A 17,446-nucleotide genomic window follows, 5' to 3' on the forward strand; every position below is an offset into this window, starting at 1 on the left:
GTTTTCCTCCATGGTAATAAAAAACTGTCCACTCAATCATTCATATTTAAATATAGAAATTTTATATATTATTTGTATGAGCTTATCCCCCACTGACCACCATTTCACCCTGCTTTCGATCCTGTGTTACGATGAACCCGCTGTTATTTGTCACCACGACTTAGCTGAATGGACCCTATGAACGCATTTGATTCGCAAGCTGAAGACTCTCCATCCACCATTGGCCGTAGCTTACGCAGCCGCCCGCTGGCGCGTAAAAAACTGTCTGAAATGGTTGAAGAAGAACTGGAGCAGATGATTCGCCGTCGGGAATTTGGCGAAGGGGAACAGTTGCCGTCAGAACGAGAACTGATGGCTTTCTTCAATGTTGGCCGTCCTTCTGTACGAGAAGCCCTGGCCGCGTTAAAACGCAAAGGTCTGGTGCAAATTAACAACGGTGAACGCGCCCGCGTTTCACGTCCTTCGGCCGATACGATTATCAGTGAACTGTCCGGCATGGCGAAAGATTTTCTCTCACATCCTGGTGGTATTTCCCATTTTGAGCAGCTGCGCTTGTTCTTTGAATCCAGCCTGGTGCGTTATGCCGCAGAGCATGCCACTGACGAGCAAATCGACAGACTGGCGAAAGCACTGGAGATCAACAGTCAGTCGCTGGAAGACAATGCGCTCTTCATCCGTTCAGACGTTGACTTCCACCGTGTGCTGGCAGAGATCCCCGGTAATCCTATCTTTATGGCGATCCACGTCGCGCTGCTGGACTGGCTGATTGCCGCACGTCCAACCGTCCCCGATCAAGAGCTGTACGAGCACAATAACGTGAGTTATCAACAACACATTGATATTGTTGAGGCTATTCGTCAGCATGATCCTGATGAAGCCGACCGCGCATTACAAGAACATCTCAACAGCGTTTCCGCCACCTGGCACGCCCTCAGTAAAAACAAAAAATTGCGTAAGTGATCGCGATCCCGACGATCGTTTAGTGAAGCAGATCGCACTATAAGCGTTCCGTATTGTATTGCTGCTTATTTGATCTGGTATAACAGGTATAAAGGTATGCAGTCAGTCAACACTAATCATTGACAGAGGTCGTTATGGCAAGAGATTTAAAAGGCGTAATGCCGGCATTGTTAACCCCATTCGATAACCAACAGCGACTGGATATCGAGAGCCTGCGTCGTCTGGTGCGCTTCAACATCGGGCAGGGCGTTGATGGGCTCTATGTTGGTGGCTCAACGGGGGAAGCTTTTGTGCAGAATCGTGCTGAAAGAGAGCAGGTGCTGGAAATTGTTGCTGAAGAAGCGAAAGGTAAAATGACCTTAATTGCCCACGTTGGCACGGTGAGTACTGAAGAAAGCCAGCAGCTGGCGAGCGCCGCACACCGTTATGGTTTTGACGCAGTTTCCGCGGTTACCCCGTTTTACTATCCGTTCAGCTTTGAAGAACATTGCGATCACTACCGCGCAATTATTGATTCCGCTGAGGGTTTACCGATGGTGGTCTATAACATCCCGGCACTGAGCGGCGTAAAACTGACGCTGGATCAGATCAACACGCTGGTGACGTTGCCGGGTGTTGGCGCGCTGAAGCAAACCTCAGGCGATCTCTATCAGATGGAACAGATCCGCCGCGCTCACCCCGATCTGGTGCTTTACAACGGTTATGACGAGATTTTCGCTTCTGGGTTGCTGGCCGGTGCGGATGGTGGGATTGGCAGTACTTACAACATCATGGGATGGCGTTATCAGGGAATTGTGAAAGCGCTCAAAGAAGGCGATATCCGGGCTGCACAAAAGCTGCAAACCGAGTGCAATAAGGTTATCGATCTGCTCATCAAGGTTGGCGTATTCCGCGGTCTGAAAACGGTACTGCACTATATGGATGTGGTTTCTGTACCGTTGTGCCGTAAACCGTTCGCTCCCGTAGATGAACAATATTTGCCAGAACTGAAAGCGCTGGCAAACCAACTGCTGGCGGAAAAAGCGTAACCGCGGGTAGCCGGGGGCGCTTTGCTTGCCCGGCCTGGATTTTTCGACCGTAGGCCGGAAAAAGGCGAAGCCGCCATCCGGCACAACAACAAAAGATCGTCGGGAGAGTAAAATGCGTACTTCACCCCAGAGCATCCCGTGGTATCGCCATCTCAACCGGGCACAATGGCGGGCATTTTCTGCCGCCTGGTTGGGGTATCTGCTTGATGGTTTTGATTTTGTGTTAATCGCCCTTGTGCTGACAGAAGTACAAGGTGAATTCGGTTTGACGACGGTGCAGGCGGCCAGCCTGATTTCAGCCGCCTTCATCTCTCGCTGGTTTGGCGGGTTAATGCTGGGTGCGATGGGTGACCGCTATGGACGTCGCCTGGCAATGGTCACCAGCATCATTCTATTCTCTGTGGGGACGCTGGCCTGCGGCTTCGCACCGGGCTACACCACCATGTTTATCGCCCGCCTGGTTATCGGTATGGGAATGGCCGGCGAGTACGGCTCCAGCGCCACCTACGTTATTGAAAGCTGGCCTAAGCACCTGCGAAACAAAGCCAGTGGCTTCCTGATTTCCGGTTTCTCCGTTGGCGCAGTGATTGCCGCCCAGGTTTATAGCCTGGTGGTTCCGGTCTGGGGATGGCGTGCGCTGTTCTTCATCGGCATTCTGCCGATTATCTTTGCCCTCTGGCTGCGTAAAAATATTCCGGAGGCAGAGGACTGGAAAGAAAAACACGAAGGTAAAGCGCCGGTACGCACGATGGTGGACATTCTCTATCGGGGCGAACATCGGGTAATCAATATCTTGATGACCATCGTAGCGGCGACTGCGCTGTGGTTCTGTTTTGCGGGCGACCTGCAAAATGCGGCAATCGTGGCGATCCTCGGGCTGATGTGTGCCTTCATCTTCATTAGCTTTATGGTGCAAAGCAGCGGTAAACGTTGGCCGACGGGGGTGATGTTGATGGTTGTCGTGCTGTTCGCGTTTCTCTACTCGTGGCCGATTCAGGCGCTGCTGCCAACGTATTTGAAAACTGAACTGATGTATGACCCTTCAACGGTTGCCAGGGTCCTGTTCTTTAGCGGCTTTGGTGCGGCGGTTGGCTGCTGCGTCGGTGGTTTCCTTGGCGACTGGCTGGGTACCCGTAAGGCTTATGTGTGCAGTCTGCTGGCCTCGCAGTTGCTGATTATCCCTGTGTTTGCGATTGGCGGAGCCAACGTCTGGGTCCTGGGTTTACTGCTGTTTTTCCAGCAAATGCTTGGGCAGGGGATCTCCGGGATCTTACCAAAACTCATTGGTGGTTATTTCGATACCGACCAACGTGCCGCAGGCCTGGGGTTTACCTACAACGTCGGGGCACTTGGTGGGGCACTGGCGCCGATCATCGGAGCGCTGATTGCACAACGTCTGGATCTGGGTACTGCGCTGGGATCGCTCTCTTTCGGCCTGACCTTTGTCGTGATCCTGCTGATTGGTCTTGATATGCCGTCTCGTGTACAGCGCTGGCTGCGGCCTGAAGCACTACGTACACATGATGCCATTGATGGTAAACCGTTTAGTGGGGCAGTGCCGTTTGGCGGCGATAAAAGCACCATGGTGAAATCAAAAAGTTAATCCGCTTGCCCGGCGTTGAGCCGGGCAAGATTCGAAAGGGAAGATGTATGTCGTTACTTGAGCTACTGGATAAAAAAATTGCCGCTGATGGCGGACTGATTGTCTCCTGCCAGCCCGTTCCTGACAGCCCGCTGGATAAACCTGAAATTGTCGCCGCCATGGCGCTGGCAGCCGAGCAGGCGGGTGCGGTGGCGCTGCGTATTGAAGGCGTGGAGAACCTGCGGGCGACCCGGGCGGTCGTTTCGCTGCCAATTATAGGTATTCTGAAACGCGATCTTGCTGACTCCCCGGTACGCATCACTGCATTTTTAGATGATGTCGATGCGTTGGCGCAGGCGGGCGCTGACATTATAGCGATTGATGGTACAGACCGCGTGCGCCCTGTTCCCGTCGCCGCACTGTTGGCACGAATTCATCAACATCACTGTCTGGCCATGGCCGACTGTTCATCGCTGGAAGACGGCCTGGCCTGCCGGCAACTCGGCGCGGAAATTATTGGTACGACGCTGTCGGGTTATACGACACCAGAAACACCAGATGAGCCGGATCTGGCGCTGGTGAAAGCGTTACGTGATGCCGGGTGTCGGGTGATAGCCGAAGGACGCTATAACACGCCAGCACAAGCAGCTGAAGCCATGCGTCACGGGGCCTGGGCGGTGACAGTGGGTTCTGCTATTACCCGACTGGAACACATTTGCCAGTGGTACACCACGGCGATGAAGAAGGCCGCGCTATGACCACCCTGGCGATTGATATCGGCGGCACTAAACTGGCCGCTGCACTGGTGGATGGTCGCCTGCAAATGCGTGACCGTCACGAACTTCCGACACCCGCCAGCAAAACACCACAAGCGCTGCGAGCTGCCCTGGAAGCGCTGATTGAGCCGTTGCTGGCGCAGGCTCAGCGCGTGGCGATTGCCTCGACCGGCATCATCCGTGAGGGCGCGCTCCTGGCACTGAATCCATTAAATCTGGGGGGATTGATGCATTCCCCGCTGGTGCAAACGCTGGAGTCTCTCACCGGTCTCCCGACGTTGGCGGTGAATGACGCACAGGCCGCTGCGTGGGCTGAATATCATGCACTTGGCGGGGAATACCACGATATGGCGTTTATTACTGTCTCGACCGGTGTTGGTGGCGGCGTGGTTAGCAACGGAAAGTTGTTAACCGGGGCCGGGGGGCTGGCGGGGCATGTAGGTCATACACTGGCGGATCCGAATGGCCCGCAATGTGGTTGTGGACGTGTGGGGTGCGTGGAAGCTATCGCTTCTGGCCGTGGGATTGCAGCGGCAGCCGAAGGCTCACTTGCTGGATGTGATGCAAAAACTATTTTTAGCCGGGCCGGACAGGGGGACGAGCAGGCGTGTCAATTGATCCAACGATCGGCATGCACGTTGGCACGTCTGATTGCCGATGTGAAGGCAACAACCGACTGCCAGTGCGTTGTTATTGGCGGAAGCGTCGGGTTGGCTGAAGGTTATCTGGCGCAGGTGAAAGCCTGGCTGGTACAGGAACCCGCGGCTTATCACGTGAAATTACTGGCGGCACATTACCGTCATGACGCTGGACTACTGGGGGCCGCGCTGTTGGCCCAGGGAGAATGATGATGATGTCAGGGGATTTACAGTCTCAGCTTTCTGCTGGATTGCATCCGGTATTGCAGCAGGCATTAACGCAGGCTGTTGCGGCAAAACCGCAGGATAAAGCACCGGGGCGCTATGAGCTGCAAGGCGAGAATGTCTTTATGAACGTTATGCAGTTTGTTACGCAGCAACCGGAGCAAAAGAAAGCGGAGTTGCACGAGCAATATATTGATATTCAGGTACTGCTGGCGGGTGAAGAGCGTATTCTGTTTGGTATGACGGGGTCTGCCCGGCAGTGTGAAGAGATGCATATTGCAGAGGATTACCAGCTGTGCGCTGAAATTCATGATGAACAGGCCATTACGCTCATCCCTGGTACGTTCGCAATTTTCATGCCGGGTGAACCACATAAACCGGGCTGTGTGGCGGGGACTCCAGCGGAAATCAAAAAAGTTGTTGTGAAGGTGCGCGCCAGTTTGTTAGCTGCCTGACAGAAAATATTTCGCCATAAGTTTTTGCCGCAGGCTGTGAGTCTGCGGCTATTTCCGAAAAGAAAATCTAGCGCTTAAACGTTACTGCTTCTGGCTGTGCCAGATGGAGCGTTGTCTGACCTGGCACGGTCTCGGCAATAACCCGCCCATGGCGAATTGAATAACGTGCCGGTGTCTGGCGGCGAACCGCATCAAATCCATTTTCTGCAGGTAAAATCACCAGGTTAGCGGAATTTCCAATAGTTAAACCGTAGTCCTGTAAGTGTAGGGTTTTCGCGCTGTGGGTGGTGATGAGATTTAGCCCATCATTGATTTGTCCGTACCCCATCAACTGACACACGTGTAATCCCATATGCAGAACTTGCAGCATATTCGCGGTTCCCAACGGGTACCACGGGTCAAAAACGTCATCATGGCCAAAGCAAACATTGATGTCCGCCTCCAGCATCTCCTTGACGCGGGTGATGCCACGGCGCTTAGGATAGGTGTCAAAACGTCCTTGCAGGTGAATATTCACCAGCGGATTCGCTACGAAGTTAATACCTGACATTTTTAACAGACGGAAAAGGCGGGAAGCATATGCGCCGTTGTAGGAATGCATCGCCGTGGTGTGGCTGGCTGTCACGCGCGATCCCATGCCATTGCGATGTGCCAGCGCCGCGACGGTTTCAACAAAGCGCGATTGCTCATCATCAATCTCGTCACAGTGCACATCGATAAGTCGGTCATACTTCTGCGCCAGGGCGAAAGTTTTGTGCAGCGACTCAACGCCATATTCACGCGTGAATTCAAAGTGAGGAATTGCGCCAATGACGTCGGCACCCAAACGCACGGCTTCTTCTAACAGCGCTTCGCCGTTGGGGTAAGAAAGAATACCCTCTTGCGGGAAGGCGACAATTTGCAGCTCTACCCACGGCGCGACTTCTTGCTTCACCTCCAGCATGGCTTTCAGTGCCGTCAGCGTAGGATCGGAAACGTCTACGTGAGTTCGGACATACTGGATGCCGTTGGCCATCTGCCACTTGAGGGTCTGCATGGCGCGGGTCTTCACGTCTTCGTGGGTGAGCATCGCCTTGCGTTCGGCCCAGCGCTCAATACCTTCAAACAACGTACCCGATTGGTTCCAACTGGGCTCCCCTGCCGTTTGCGTTGTGTCGAGGTGGATGTGTGGTTCAACGAAAGGGGGAATGGCCAGCCCGCCTTCAGCATCAAGCACCTCGCCCTGTGGCGCAGATGCTGTTTCCTGGGGGGCAATACGGCTAAAACGCCCGTTTTCAATCGTGATTTGCCACAATCCTTCACGCCCCTGCAGACGGGTTTGAGTTAGGGTGATGGTGTTATTCTGCATGACTGACCTCCGGGGATATTGCAAGGCTACGATTAAAAAGTGGGTTCAGCAGGATATAGCTGAATACGCCGCCAGGCATGGCGAACACCGTAGAAAATGAGTTGTGATACTGGCTTAATCTACAGGTTTGGCAGTATTGCGGAAGGAATTTGGCATCTTATCCCCGGAGGACGATAAGATGCCAGAAAAAGCTGACTTACACTTCCAGGTAATTCAGGATCCCGTCAGCCGCTTTACGACCTTCGGCAATTGCGGTGACCACCAGATCCGAACCACGCACGATGTCGCCACCGGCGAAGATTTTCGGGTTGCTGGTCTGGAAAGCGTTGTCACTACGTTCCGGAGCAATAATACGCCCCTGAGAGTCCAGCTCGACGCTGTGCTCTTTCAACCATTCCATGCTGTGTGGGCGGAAACCAAACGCCAGGACCACCGCATCAGCCGGAACAACGTGTTCGGAACCGGCGACGATCTCCGCACGACGGCGACCTTTCGCATCCGGTTCGCCCATTTCGGTGCGCGCCATTTTCACGCCGCACACTTTACCGTTGGCATTCACTTCCACGCCTAACGGCTGGACGTTGAACTGGAACTCGACGCCTTCTTCACGCGCGTTTTTCACTTCGCGTTTGGAACCCGGCATGTTCTCTTCGTCGCGACGATAGGCGCAGATGACGTGTGCAGCATTCTGGCGAACCGAAGTGCGCACGCAGTCCATCGCGGTATCGCCGCCGCCGAGTACGACGACGCGTTTGCCTTCCATGCTGATGTATGGCTCGTCGCTGCTTTCGCCAAAGCCCATCAACTGTTTGGTATTGGCAATCAGGAACGGCAGGGCATCAAACACGCCATCAGCATCTTCGTTTTCCAGCCCGCCGCGCATCGACTGGTAGGTGCCGACGCCCAGGAACACAGCGTCGTAATCCTTCAGTAACGCTTCGAGCTGCACGTCACGGCCCACTTCGACGTTGAGTTTGAACTCGATGCCCATGTCGGTGAAAATTTCACGACGGCGGGTCATCACCTCTTTTTCCAGCTTGAAGGCCGGGATACCGAAGGTCAGCAGACCACCGATTTCCGGGTGGCGATCAAACACAACGGCCTTCACGCCGTTGCGGGTCAGTACATCCGCACAGGCCAGACCTGCCGGACCCGCACCGATAATCGCCACGCGTTTGTCCGTCTGGCGAACGCCGGTCATATCCGGACGCCAACCCATCTCGAAGGCTTTATCGTTGATATAACGCTCGATATTGCCGATGGTCACTGCGCCGAATTCGTCATTCAGCGTACATGAACCTTCGCACAGCCTGTCCTGCGGACAGACACGACCGCAAACTTCCGGCAGCGTGTTGGTCTGGTGCGACAGCTCTGCTGCTTCAAAAATACGTCCTTCGTTAGCCAGCTTCAGCCAGTTCGGGATGTAGTTATGTACCGGGCATTTCCACTCGCAGTACGGGTTACCGCAGGACAGGCAGCGATCTGCCTGTGCTTTGGCCTGACCTTCAGAAAACGGCTCGTAGATCTCGATAAATTCGATCTTACGGATCTTCAGCGGTTTCTTTGGCGGATCAACGCGCTGCAGGTCGATAAATTGGTATACGTTCTGACTCATTGCTGCTACCCCTTACTGCGCCTGCACACGCAGCTCAGCTGCGCTACGACTACGGTGACCCAACAGTGCTTTCACATCACTGGATTTTGGTTTTACCAGCGCGAATTTCGCTGAGAACGCGGGCCAGTTAGCCAGGATCTCTTCGCCGTGTGAAGAACCGGTATGCTGTACGTGCTCGGTAATCAGGCCGCGCAGGTGCTCTTCGTGGATAGCCAGCGAGTCCACGTTCAGCACTTCGACCAGTTCCGGGTTTACGCGTTTGCGGAATTCACCGTCTTCGTCGAGCACGTAGGCGAATCCGCCGGTCATGCCTGCGCCAAAGTTAACGCCGGTTTTGCCGAGAATACAGACGATGCCGCCGGTCATGTATTCACAGCCGTTGTCGCCAATACCTTCAACCACGGTAATTGCGCCGGAGTTACGCACCGCAAAGCGCTCACCCGCACGACCCGCAGCAAACAGGCGACCACCGGTGGCGCCATACAGGCAGGTGTTACCGATGATGCTCGCCTCATGGCTACGGAAAGCAGAGCCAACCGGAGGACGTACCGCCAGCAGGCCGCCCGCCATGCCTTTACCGACATAGTCGTTGGCATCGCCGGTCAGATACAGCTCCACGCCGCCCGCGTTCCACACGCCAAAGCTCTGGCCTGCAGTACCGCTGAAGTGCGCTTTGATCGGATCAGACGCCAGCCCCTGATCGCCGTGAGTCTGGGCAATATAACCTGATAACGACGCGCCAACGGAACGGTCGGTGTTGCGGATATCGAACCAGAAGGTTTTGCTCTGGCGCTCATCGACGAACGGCTTCGCCTGCTGCAACAGCTGGGCGTTCAGCACGCCGTTATCAAACGGCGGGTTGTTCTCGGTGCAATGCAGCGCTTTATCCGGATGCGGTTCGGCGGTTTCCAGCAGACGAGACAGTTCCAGCTTCTGCTGTTTGGCGGTAAATCCATCCAGCTCCTTGAGCAGGTCGGTACGACCAATCAGATCCACCAGGCGGGTAACGCCCAGTTGCGCCATCAGCTCGCGCACTTCACGAGCGATAAATTCAAAGTAGTTGGTCACTTTGAACGGCAGGCCGTGATAGTGGTTCTTACGCAGTTTCTCATCCTGAGTTGCAACACCGGTTGCGCAGTTGTTCAGGTGGCAAATACGCAGATATTTACAGCCCAGCGCGACCATTGGGCCGGTACCGAAACCGAAGCTCTCTGCACCCAGAATCGCTGCTTTAATGATATCGACACCAGTTTTCAAACCGCCATCGACCTGCAGACGAATTTTGTGACGCAGACCGTTAGCCACCAGCGCCTGCTGGGTTTCCACCAGACCGAGTTCCCACGGGCAACCTGCATATTTCACGGAGGAGAGCGGGCTTGCGCCAGTGCCGCCGTCGTAGCCAGCGATGGTGATCAGATCCGCATAGGCTTTCGCCACGCCGGTGGCGATCGTGCCGACGCCCGGTTCGGAAACCAGCTTCACCGAGATCATCGCCTTCGGGTTGACCTGTTTGAGGTCGAAAATCAGCTGCGCTAAGTCCTCGATAGAGTAGATATCGTGGTGCGGCGGCGGGGAGATCAGCGTTACGCCCGGTACCGAATAGCGCAGTTTGGCGATGTACGGGGTGACTTTGTCGCCCGGTAATTGACCGCCTTCGCCAGGTTTCGCGCCCTGAGCGACTTTAATCTGAATCACGTCGGCGTTGACCAGGTACGCCGGGGTTACGCCGAAGCGACCAGAAGCCACCTGCTTGATACGGGAGACTTTGTTGGTGCCGTAGCGCGCTGGGTCTTCGCCGCCTTCGCCGGAGTTCGAGTTACCGCCGATGCTGTTCATCGCTTCGGCCAACGCTTCGTGTGCTTCCGGGCTTAATGCGCCGATAGACATGGCGGCGGTATCAAAGCGCTTAAACAGTTCGGTCGCAGGTTCGACCTCGTTAATGCTTACCGCTTCATCGCCAGGCGTAATCGCCAGCAAATCGCGCAGCGTGGCCGCTGGGCGCTCGTTGACCAACTTGGCGTATTCCTGATAGTCGCTGTACTCGCCGCTTTGCACTGCCTGTTGTAGCGTGCGCACCACGTCCGGGTTGTAGGCGTGGTATTCGCCGCCGTGGACGTACTTCAGCAGACCGCCCTGGCTGATGGGCTTACGCGCCAGCCATGCATGTTTGGAGAGGTTCAGCAGATCCTGCTGGAAGTCGGTAAATCCTGCGCCGCTGATGCGGCTAACCACGCCCTGGAAGCACAGCGCAACCACATCATCGTGCAGACCAACGGCTTCAAACAGCTTCGAGCAGCGGTAAGAGGCAATGGTCGAGATGCCCATCTTGGACATGATTTTGTACAGACCTTTATTGATACCGTTACGGTAGTTCAGCATCACGGTCCGGTAATCTTTGGCAATCGCCTGAGTGTCGATCAGGCGTCCCAATGTTTCATACGCGAGATACGGATAGATTGCCGTCGCGCCAAAGCCGAGCAGGACAGCAAAATGGTGCGGGTCACGGGCACTGGCGGTTTCAACGATAATGTTGGCGTCGCAGCGCAGGCTTTGTTCTACCAGACGCGTTTGCACTGCGCCCACGGCCATTGGCGCCGGAACCGGCAAACGGTTTTTGGCGATGTTGCGGTCAGAGAGTACCAGCAACACCGTGCCGTTGCGCACCATCTGTTCCGCCTTATCGCACAATGCTTTGACGGTCTCTTCGAGCGTAGTTTCGGTCGCATCAAAGGTGATATCCAGACGGTCAGCGCGATAATGCTCCTCTTTCATGGTGGTGAGCTGGGTGAAATCGGAGTACAGCAGGATCGGCGATTTAAAGCTCAGGCGGTGCGCCTGGCCTTCGGCTTCGCAGAAGACGTTCATCTCACGACCGATGCTGGTGGCCAGCGACATGACGTGTGCTTCACGCAGCGGGTCGATCGGCGGGTTGGTGACCTGCGCAAACTGCTGGCGGAAGTAGTCATAAATAATGCGCGGCTGGCTGGAGAGCACGGCAAACGGAGTATCGTCACCCATTGACCCAACGGCTTCCTGACCGTTTTCTCCCAGTACCCGAATGACGGAGTCTAGCTCTTCGGCGCTGTAGTTAAACTGTTTTTGGTAGCTGGCGAGGGTGTCATCGTCCAGTTCGCGGCTGCCGACCTGATCGTCTGGCAGGTCTTCGAACGGCACCAGACGGCGGACGTTCTTCTCCATCCACTCTTTGTACGGGTGACGGCTTTTCAGGTCGTCATCAGTTTCGGCGGAATGCAGAATGCGTCCGCTGCGGGTATCGATAACCATCAGTTCGCCCGGTCCGACGCGACCTTTCTCGACCACTTCATCCGGCTGATAATCCCAGATCCCGACTTCAGAGGCGCAGGTAATCAGTTTGTCTTTGGTGATGACATAGCGCGCCGGGCGCAGGCCGTTACGGTCAAGGTTACAGGCGGCAAAACGACCGTCTGACATGACAATACCTGCCGGGCCGTCCCATGGTTCCATGTGCATGGAGTTAAAATCAAAGAACGCGCGCAGTTCCGGATCCATATCCGGGTTGTTCTGCCAGGCCGGTGGAACCAGTAAGCGCATGGCGCGGATAATGTCCATCCCGCCAGCCAGCAACAGTTCCAGCATGTTATCCATCGAACTGGAGTCTGAGCCAGTTTCGTTAACAAACGGCGCGGCGTCGTGCAGATCCGGGATCAGCGGGGTCTGGAACTTATAGGTACGGGCGCGCGCCCACTGGCGGTTGCCGGTAATGGTGTTGATTTCTCCGTTGTGCGCCAGATAGCGGAATGGCTGCGCCAGTGGCCAGCGCGGCACGGTGTTGGTGGAGAAGCGCTGGTGGAACAGGCAGATGGCCGATTCCAGACGCAGGTCTGCCAGGTCCAGGTAAAAGCGCGGCAGATCCGCCGGCATGCACAGACCTTTATAGATATTGACCAGATTCGATAAGCTACAGACGTAGAAGTCTTTATCGTCCTGGAGGCGTTTTTCGATACGACGGCGTGCGATGAACAGGCGGCGCTCCATATCGCGTGGACGCCAGCCAGCAGGGGCGTTGACAAAAATTTGCTCAATACAAGGCAGGGAGGAAAGGGCTATTTCACCGAGAACACCTTCGTTGGTTGGCACGTCGCGCCAGCCTACGATCGACAGGGTTTCCTGCTGCAATTCTTCTTCAACAATGCGACGAGATGCCGCCGCCAGTTCGGGGTCTTTATTTAAAAAGATCATGCCAACGGCGTAGTTTTTAGCTAAACGCCAGCCGCGCTCTTGCGCAACAATGCGGAAAAAACGGTCAGGTTTTTGTAACAGCAAGCCGCAACCATCGCCGGTTTTGCCATCGGCAAGAATTGCGCCACGGTGCTGCATACGGGCCAGCGCGTGTATGGCGGTACGCACTACCTTGTGGCTAGGTTCGCCTTCTATGTGGGCGATCAGGCCGAAACCACAGTTATCCTTCTCAAGGGATTTATCGTACAACATATCAGTGAACCTCCCCAGGCTCTGCGGGACACCTCTCCGATACCGTTTGCGCACGGGCACACCAAGAGCATGGCGACGGGGTTTGCGTTTCATACGCTCACCTCGCATTCGCCCTCTTTATCCTTTTCGCATAGGTCAAACAAGTTTGAGGACTTGCTTCAGAGGGAATCTCAATTACTGCATAAATATGATGAGCAGACTGCTCATCCAGAAAGCTTCCAGCGGATTTCCAAGTTATCGGGAATCCACACACAGGTCAAATGGCAATCTTATTTATGCAAAAATGTGCTATAGGGCGATTAACTTTATGAATGCATTGAAAAGAAAGGCTTTTTTACATTGATTTTACCAGCGGGTGATCGCTGGTGAAGTGTGATCTGTCTCACTGTCAGAAAGGCCGGTTATCTCCCGTCCTCCCTTTGTTTATCCCGATGTTTGGTATTTTATGCTGGTTTGTAGACTTTTGGCGTCTTAAAGATACTGTTTTTATGTGAGAGCCATCAGAAGATAAAAAAAATAGCGAGATATAAGGAAAAGTAATTACTTTTTGATTGAATGAAATTTCGATTATTTTGAATTGTTATTCAATAAATAAAGGCTCACCAGGGCGATTGATCCAGGTCATCGCCGACTGGGGCTAAAAATGGCAGGCTTTGGCCTCTTTTCAAGGCGCGGTCTATCAGATTATGCAGTTACAGAAATTAGTCAATATGTTTGGTGGGGATCTTTCTCGCCGTTATGGGCAAAAGGTTCATAAACTCACGCTGCACGGCGGGTTTAGCTGCCCAAATCGCGATGGCACCATTGGACGTGGCGGATGTACCTTCTGTAATGTCGCCTCCTTTGCTGACGAAGCGCAGCAGCATCATTCTATCGCTGAACAGCTTGAGCATCAGGCGCAGTTGGTCAATCGCGCGAAGCGCTATCTGGCCTATTTTCAGGCTTATACCAGTACCTTCGCGGAAGTACAGGTGCTGCGTTCGATGTACCAACAGGCGGTCAGTCAGGCCAGCATCGTCGGGCTGTGTGTTGGCACTCGCCCTGACTGTGTGCCGGGTGCCGTGCTCGATCTGCTATGCGAGTACAAGGATCAGGGCTACGAAGTGTGGCTGGAACTGGGCTTGCAAACGGCCCATGACAAGACGCTGCATCGCATTAATCGTGGGCATGATTTTGCCTGCTACCAGAACACCACGCGACTGGCGCGTGAACGCGGGCTGAAAGTCTGTTCGCACCTGATTGTCGGTCTGCCGGGAGAAGGGCAGGCAGAATGCCTGCAAACCATGGAGCGTGTGGTGGAGACGGGTGTTGACGGTATTAAGCTGCATCCGCTGCATATTGTGAAAGGCAGTACGATGGCGAAAGCCTGGGAGGCCGGACGGTTGCACGGCATCGAACTGGATGAGTACACGGTCACTGCCGGGGAGATGATTCGCCATACACCACCCGAGGTAATTTATCACCGCATTTCCGCCAGCGCGCGCCGCCCAACGTTGTTGGCACCTCTGTGGTGTGAAAATCGCTGGACCGGGATGGTTGAACTGGATAAGTACCTTAATGAGCACGGCGTGCAAGGCTCGGCGCTGGGTACGCCGTGGATTCAGCCGGGGATCTAACCCTCCGTAGTCATGTAGGCCTGATAAGCGAAGCGCCATCAGGCGGCCCGGCGCACATTGCCGGATGGCGGCTATGCCTTATCCGGCCTACCGCCTACCCAGCCATTTCACCGATAACCCCCGCATTTCTTGCACAATCTTAAACGTCACGCTGAGAATTGAGTATTATTGTGCCAAGTTGTCGTGAAGGAACCCTCTATGAAGCAAATTCGTATGCTGGCGCAATACTATGTCGACCTGATGATGAAGTTAGGTCTGGTGCGCTTTTCGCTGCTGTTGGCGCTGGCTTTGGTTGTGTTGGCAATCGTGGTGCAGATGGCTGTCACCATGGTGCTGCATGGGCAGGTAGAAAGCATTGATGTCATCCGTTCTATCTTTTTTGGCCTGTTAATTACCCCCTGGGCCGTCTACTTCCTGTCGGTGGTGGTTGAACAACTGGAAGAGTCCCGGCAACGTCTGTCACGACTGGTACAGAAGCTGGAAGAGATGCGTGAGCGCGATCTCAAGCTTAATGTGCAGTTGAAGGATAATATTGCCCAGCTCAATCAGGAGATTGTTGAACGTGAAAAGGCGGAAGCTGAGCGGCAGGAGACGTTTGAACAACTGAAAGTCGAAATCAAAGAGCGTGAAGAAGCGCAGATCCAGCTTGAGCAACAATCTTCATTTTTACGTTCTTTCCTTGATGCTTCACCGGACCTGGTTTTTTATCGCAATGAAGATAAAGAATTTTCCGGCTGTAACCGTGCTATGGAGCTGCTGACCGGTAAGAGCGAAAAGCAACTGGTGAATTTAAAACCGGCTGATGTGTATTCGCCAGAGGCGGCGGAAAAAGTGATTGAAACCGACGAGAAGGTATTCCGCCATAACGTTTCACTGACCTATGAGCAATGGCTCGACTATCCGGACGGGCGCAAAGCCTGCTTTGAGATCCGTAAAGTGCCTTACTACGACCGCGTCGGGAAGCGACATGGTCTGATGGGCTTTGGTCGTGATATTACCGAGCGTAAGCGCTATCAGGACGCCCTTGAGCGCGCCAGCCGTGACAAGACCACCTTTATCTCTACGATCAGCCACGAGCTGCGTACGCCGCTTAACGGTATCGTCGGTTTAAGTCGGATCCTGTTGGATACAGAGTTAACCGCTGAGCAGGAAAAATATCTCAAAACTATCCATGTTTCCGCCGTGACGCTGGGGAACATTTTCAACGATATTATCGATATGGATAAGATGGAACGGCGCAAAGTCCAGCTCGATAACCAGCCAATCGATTTCACCAGCTTTATGGCTGATCTGGAAAACCTCTCCGGCCTGCAGGCGCAACAAAAAGGGCTGCGCTTTGTTCTTGAGCCGACGCTACCGCTGCCGCATAAGGTCATCACAGACGGAACGCGTCTGCGCCAGATTCTGTGGAATCTGATCAGCAATGCCGTGAAATTCACCCAGCAAGGGCAGGTGACCGTGCGGGCGCGCTATGACGAGGGAGACATACTGCATTTTGAGGTGGAGGATTCTGGGATCGGTATTCCACAGGATGAACAGGATAAAATCTTCGCCATGTACTATCAGGTGAAGGACAGCCATGGTGGTAAACCGGCAACGGGAACCGGGATTGGCCTCGCGGTATCTCGCCGTCTGGCGAAAAATATGGGCGGTGATATTACGGTTTCCAGCCAGGCCGGGAAAGGCTCCATCTTTACGCTAACCGTGCATGCTCCTGCCGTGGCCGAAGAGATTGAAGATGCTTTTGAAGACGATGAAATGCCGTTGCCAGCCCTGAATGTGCTGCTGGTGGAAGACATTGAACTGAACGTCATTGTAGCGCGTTCGGTGCTGGAAAAGCTGGGCAATAGCGTGGATGTCGCGATGACCGGACAAGCCGCGCTGGACATGTTCAAACCGGGGGAATATGACCTGGTGCTGCTGGATATTCAGCTACCGGATATGACCGGGCTCGATATCTCCCGCGAGCTGACGCAAAAATACCCCCGTGAGGATCTCCCACCGCTGGTGGCTCTCACCGCCAACGTACTGAAAGATAAAAAAGAATATCTGGATGCAGGAATGGACGACGTGCTGAGTAAGCCGCTGTCAGTTCCGGCGTTAACCGCCATGATCAAAAAATACTGGGATACCCGAAACAAAGAGGAGAGCACTGTGACATCTGAAGAGAGCAGTAAATCGCAAGCGCTGTTAGATATTCCTATGTTGGAACAATACCTCGAACTGGTGGGACCGAAGTTAATTACCGACGGGTTGGCGGTGTTTGAGAAGATGATGCCGGGATATCTGAGCGTGCTGGAGTCTAATCTGACCGCTCGGGACAAAAAAGGCGTGGTTGAGGAAGGCCATAAAATTAAAGGCGCGGCAGGTTCAGTAGGGCTGCGTCACCTGCAACAGTTAGGTCAGCAAATCCAGTCGCCGGACCTTCCTGCCTGGGAAGATAATGTAGGTGAATGGATTGAAGAGATGAAGCAGGAGTGGCAGCACGACGTGGCGGTTTTAAGAGCCTGGGTTACGAGCGTGGAAAAAAAATGACCCCGGCTTGACCGGGGTGCGCGAATACTGCGCCAACACCAGGGAAATCGTGGCTGCGCCGTAAATTATTATCATTGTTTACAAGGGCGCAGTCCTAATTTTCAGGCCGCACGCAGTTAAGATAGCAAATCTTAAATAATTTGTTACATGAATCAGTTAAATGTGTGAAGCGTGGCATTCTAATCAGAATTATTA

Annotated in this window: 11 protein-coding genes and 1 pseudogene; 8 read left to right on the top strand and 4 right to left on the bottom strand. The window is 54.2% G+C overall.

From position 1 onward, the window contains the following. The first annotated feature begins 168 nt into the window (after nt 1-168). The 6 genes from nanR (at nt 169) to nanQ (ending at nt 5,664) form a co-directional block, all read left to right on the top strand. Nucleotides 169-960 carry a transcriptional regulator NanR gene (nanR, locus tag OGX91_RS05000; RefSeq protein ID WP_040234156.1) on the top strand — a complete coding sequence of 264 codons (792 nt, stop codon included), beginning with the start codon at nt 169-171 and terminating at the stop codon, nt 958-960. A gap of 134 nt (nt 961-1,094) precedes the next feature. Continuing rightward, nucleotides 1,095-1,988 (top strand): N-acetylneuraminate lyase, encoded by an 894-nt coding sequence (gene nanA, locus OGX91_RS05005; RefSeq protein ID WP_199947183.1) that lies wholly within the window; start codon nt 1,095-1,097, stop codon nt 1,986-1,988. Nucleotides 1,989-2,100: 112 nt separating this feature from the next. Continuing rightward, nucleotides 2,101-3,591: an MFS transporter gene (locus tag OGX91_RS05010; RefSeq protein ID WP_199947182.1), complete on the top strand. Its 1,491-nt coding sequence runs from the start codon at nt 2,101-2,103 to the stop codon at nt 3,589-3,591. A gap of 47 nt (nt 3,592-3,638) precedes the next feature. Then, nucleotides 3,639-4,328, top strand: coding sequence for an N-acetylmannosamine-6-phosphate 2-epimerase (locus tag OGX91_RS05015; RefSeq protein WP_005121342.1), 690 nt, complete (start codon nt 3,639-3,641; stop codon nt 4,326-4,328). Then, on the top strand, nt 4,325-5,194 hold the full coding sequence (nanK, locus tag OGX91_RS05020) for an N-acetylmannosamine kinase (RefSeq protein ID WP_286625731.1): 870 nt from the start codon (nt 4,325-4,327) through the stop codon (nt 5,192-5,194). Before OGX91_RS05015 ends, nanK begins: the two co-directional genes overlap by 4 nt. 2 nt (nt 5,195-5,196) lie before the next feature. After that, nucleotides 5,197-5,664, top strand: coding sequence for an N-acetylneuraminate anomerase (nanQ, locus tag OGX91_RS05025; protein WP_040234182.1), 468 nt, complete (start codon nt 5,197-5,199; stop codon nt 5,662-5,664). Nucleotides 5,665-5,731: 67 nt separating this feature from the next. On the opposite strand, the gene OGX91_RS05030 is transcribed toward nanQ, so the two are convergent. From OGX91_RS05030 to gltB, 4 genes and pseudogenes are all read right to left on the bottom strand, one after another. After that, complete coding sequence (locus tag OGX91_RS05030; RefSeq protein WP_005121339.1) at nt 5,732-7,012, bottom strand: cytosine deaminase; 1,281 nt, start codon at nt 7,010-7,012, stop codon at nt 5,732-5,734. Continuing rightward, nucleotides 7,002-7,100: pseudogene (locus OGX91_RS05035) on the bottom strand (hypothetical protein); the annotation flags it as partial. The gene OGX91_RS05030 and the pseudogene OGX91_RS05035, both read right to left, overlap by 11 nt. Nucleotides 7,101-7,208: 108 nt before the next feature. Further along, a complete protein-coding gene (locus OGX91_RS05040) occupies nt 7,209-8,627 on the bottom strand; it encodes a glutamate synthase small subunit (protein ID WP_155021896.1) in 1,419 nt (472 codons plus the stop codon). A gap of 12 nt (nt 8,628-8,639) precedes the next feature. Then, nucleotides 8,640-13,100 carry a glutamate synthase large subunit gene (gene gltB, locus OGX91_RS05045; protein ID WP_286625734.1) on the bottom strand — a complete coding sequence of 1,487 codons (4,461 nt, stop codon included), beginning with the start codon at nt 13,098-13,100 and terminating at the stop codon, nt 8,640-8,642. Between the two features lie 686 nt (nt 13,101-13,786). Between gltB and mnmL the strand changes: the two genes are divergently transcribed. Next, on the top strand, nt 13,787-14,716 hold the full coding sequence (mnmL, locus tag OGX91_RS05050; protein ID WP_005121335.1) for a tRNA modification radical SAM protein MnmL/YtqA: 930 nt from the start codon (nt 13,787-13,789) through the stop codon (nt 14,714-14,716). Nucleotides 14,717-14,914: 198 nt separating this feature from the next. Further along, nucleotides 14,915-17,251: an aerobic respiration two-component sensor histidine kinase ArcB gene (gene arcB / locus OGX91_RS05055; RefSeq protein ID WP_149691785.1), complete on the top strand. Its 2,337-nt coding sequence runs from the start codon at nt 14,915-14,917 to the stop codon at nt 17,249-17,251. Nucleotides 17,252-17,446: the final 195 nt, after the last annotated feature.

Source organism: Citrobacter sp. Cpa228, from assembly GCF_030333085.1.
Taxonomy (GTDB): Bacteria; Pseudomonadota; Gammaproteobacteria; order Enterobacterales; family Enterobacteriaceae; genus Citrobacter; species Citrobacter pasteurii.

What these genes read in the sequence shown, in the direction of transcription:
- arcB (WP_149691785.1), top strand. Translation starts at nt 14,915, where the DNA reads ATGAAGCAAATTCGTATGCTGGCGCAATACTATGTCGACCTGATGATG.
- OGX91_RS05030 (WP_005121339.1), bottom strand. Translation starts at nt 7,012, where the DNA reads ATGCAGAATAACACCATCACCCTAACTCAAACCCGTCTGCAGGGGCGT.
- nanK (WP_286625731.1), top strand. Translation starts at nt 4,325, where the DNA reads ATGACCACCCTGGCGATTGATATCGGCGGCACTAAACTGGCCGCTGCA.
- nanA (WP_199947183.1), top strand. Translation starts at nt 1,095, where the DNA reads ATGGCAAGAGATTTAAAAGGCGTAATGCCGGCATTGTTAACCCCATTC.
- nanQ (WP_040234182.1), top strand. Translation starts at nt 5,197, where the DNA reads ATGATGTCAGGGGATTTACAGTCTCAGCTTTCTGCTGGATTGCATCCG.
- OGX91_RS05010 (WP_199947182.1), top strand. Translation starts at nt 2,101, where the DNA reads ATGCGTACTTCACCCCAGAGCATCCCGTGGTATCGCCATCTCAACCGG.
- gltB (WP_286625734.1), bottom strand. Translation starts at nt 13,100, where the DNA reads ATGTTGTACGATAAATCCCTTGAGAAGGATAACTGTGGTTTCGGCCTG.
- nanR (WP_040234156.1), top strand. Translation starts at nt 169, where the DNA reads ATGGACCCTATGAACGCATTTGATTCGCAAGCTGAAGACTCTCCATCC.
- OGX91_RS05015 (WP_005121342.1), top strand. Translation starts at nt 3,639, where the DNA reads ATGTCGTTACTTGAGCTACTGGATAAAAAAATTGCCGCTGATGGCGGA.
- mnmL (WP_005121335.1), top strand. Translation starts at nt 13,787, where the DNA reads ATGCAGTTACAGAAATTAGTCAATATGTTTGGTGGGGATCTTTCTCGC.
- OGX91_RS05040 (WP_155021896.1), bottom strand. Translation starts at nt 8,627, where the DNA reads ATGAGTCAGAACGTATACCAATTTATCGACCTGCAGCGCGTTGATCCG.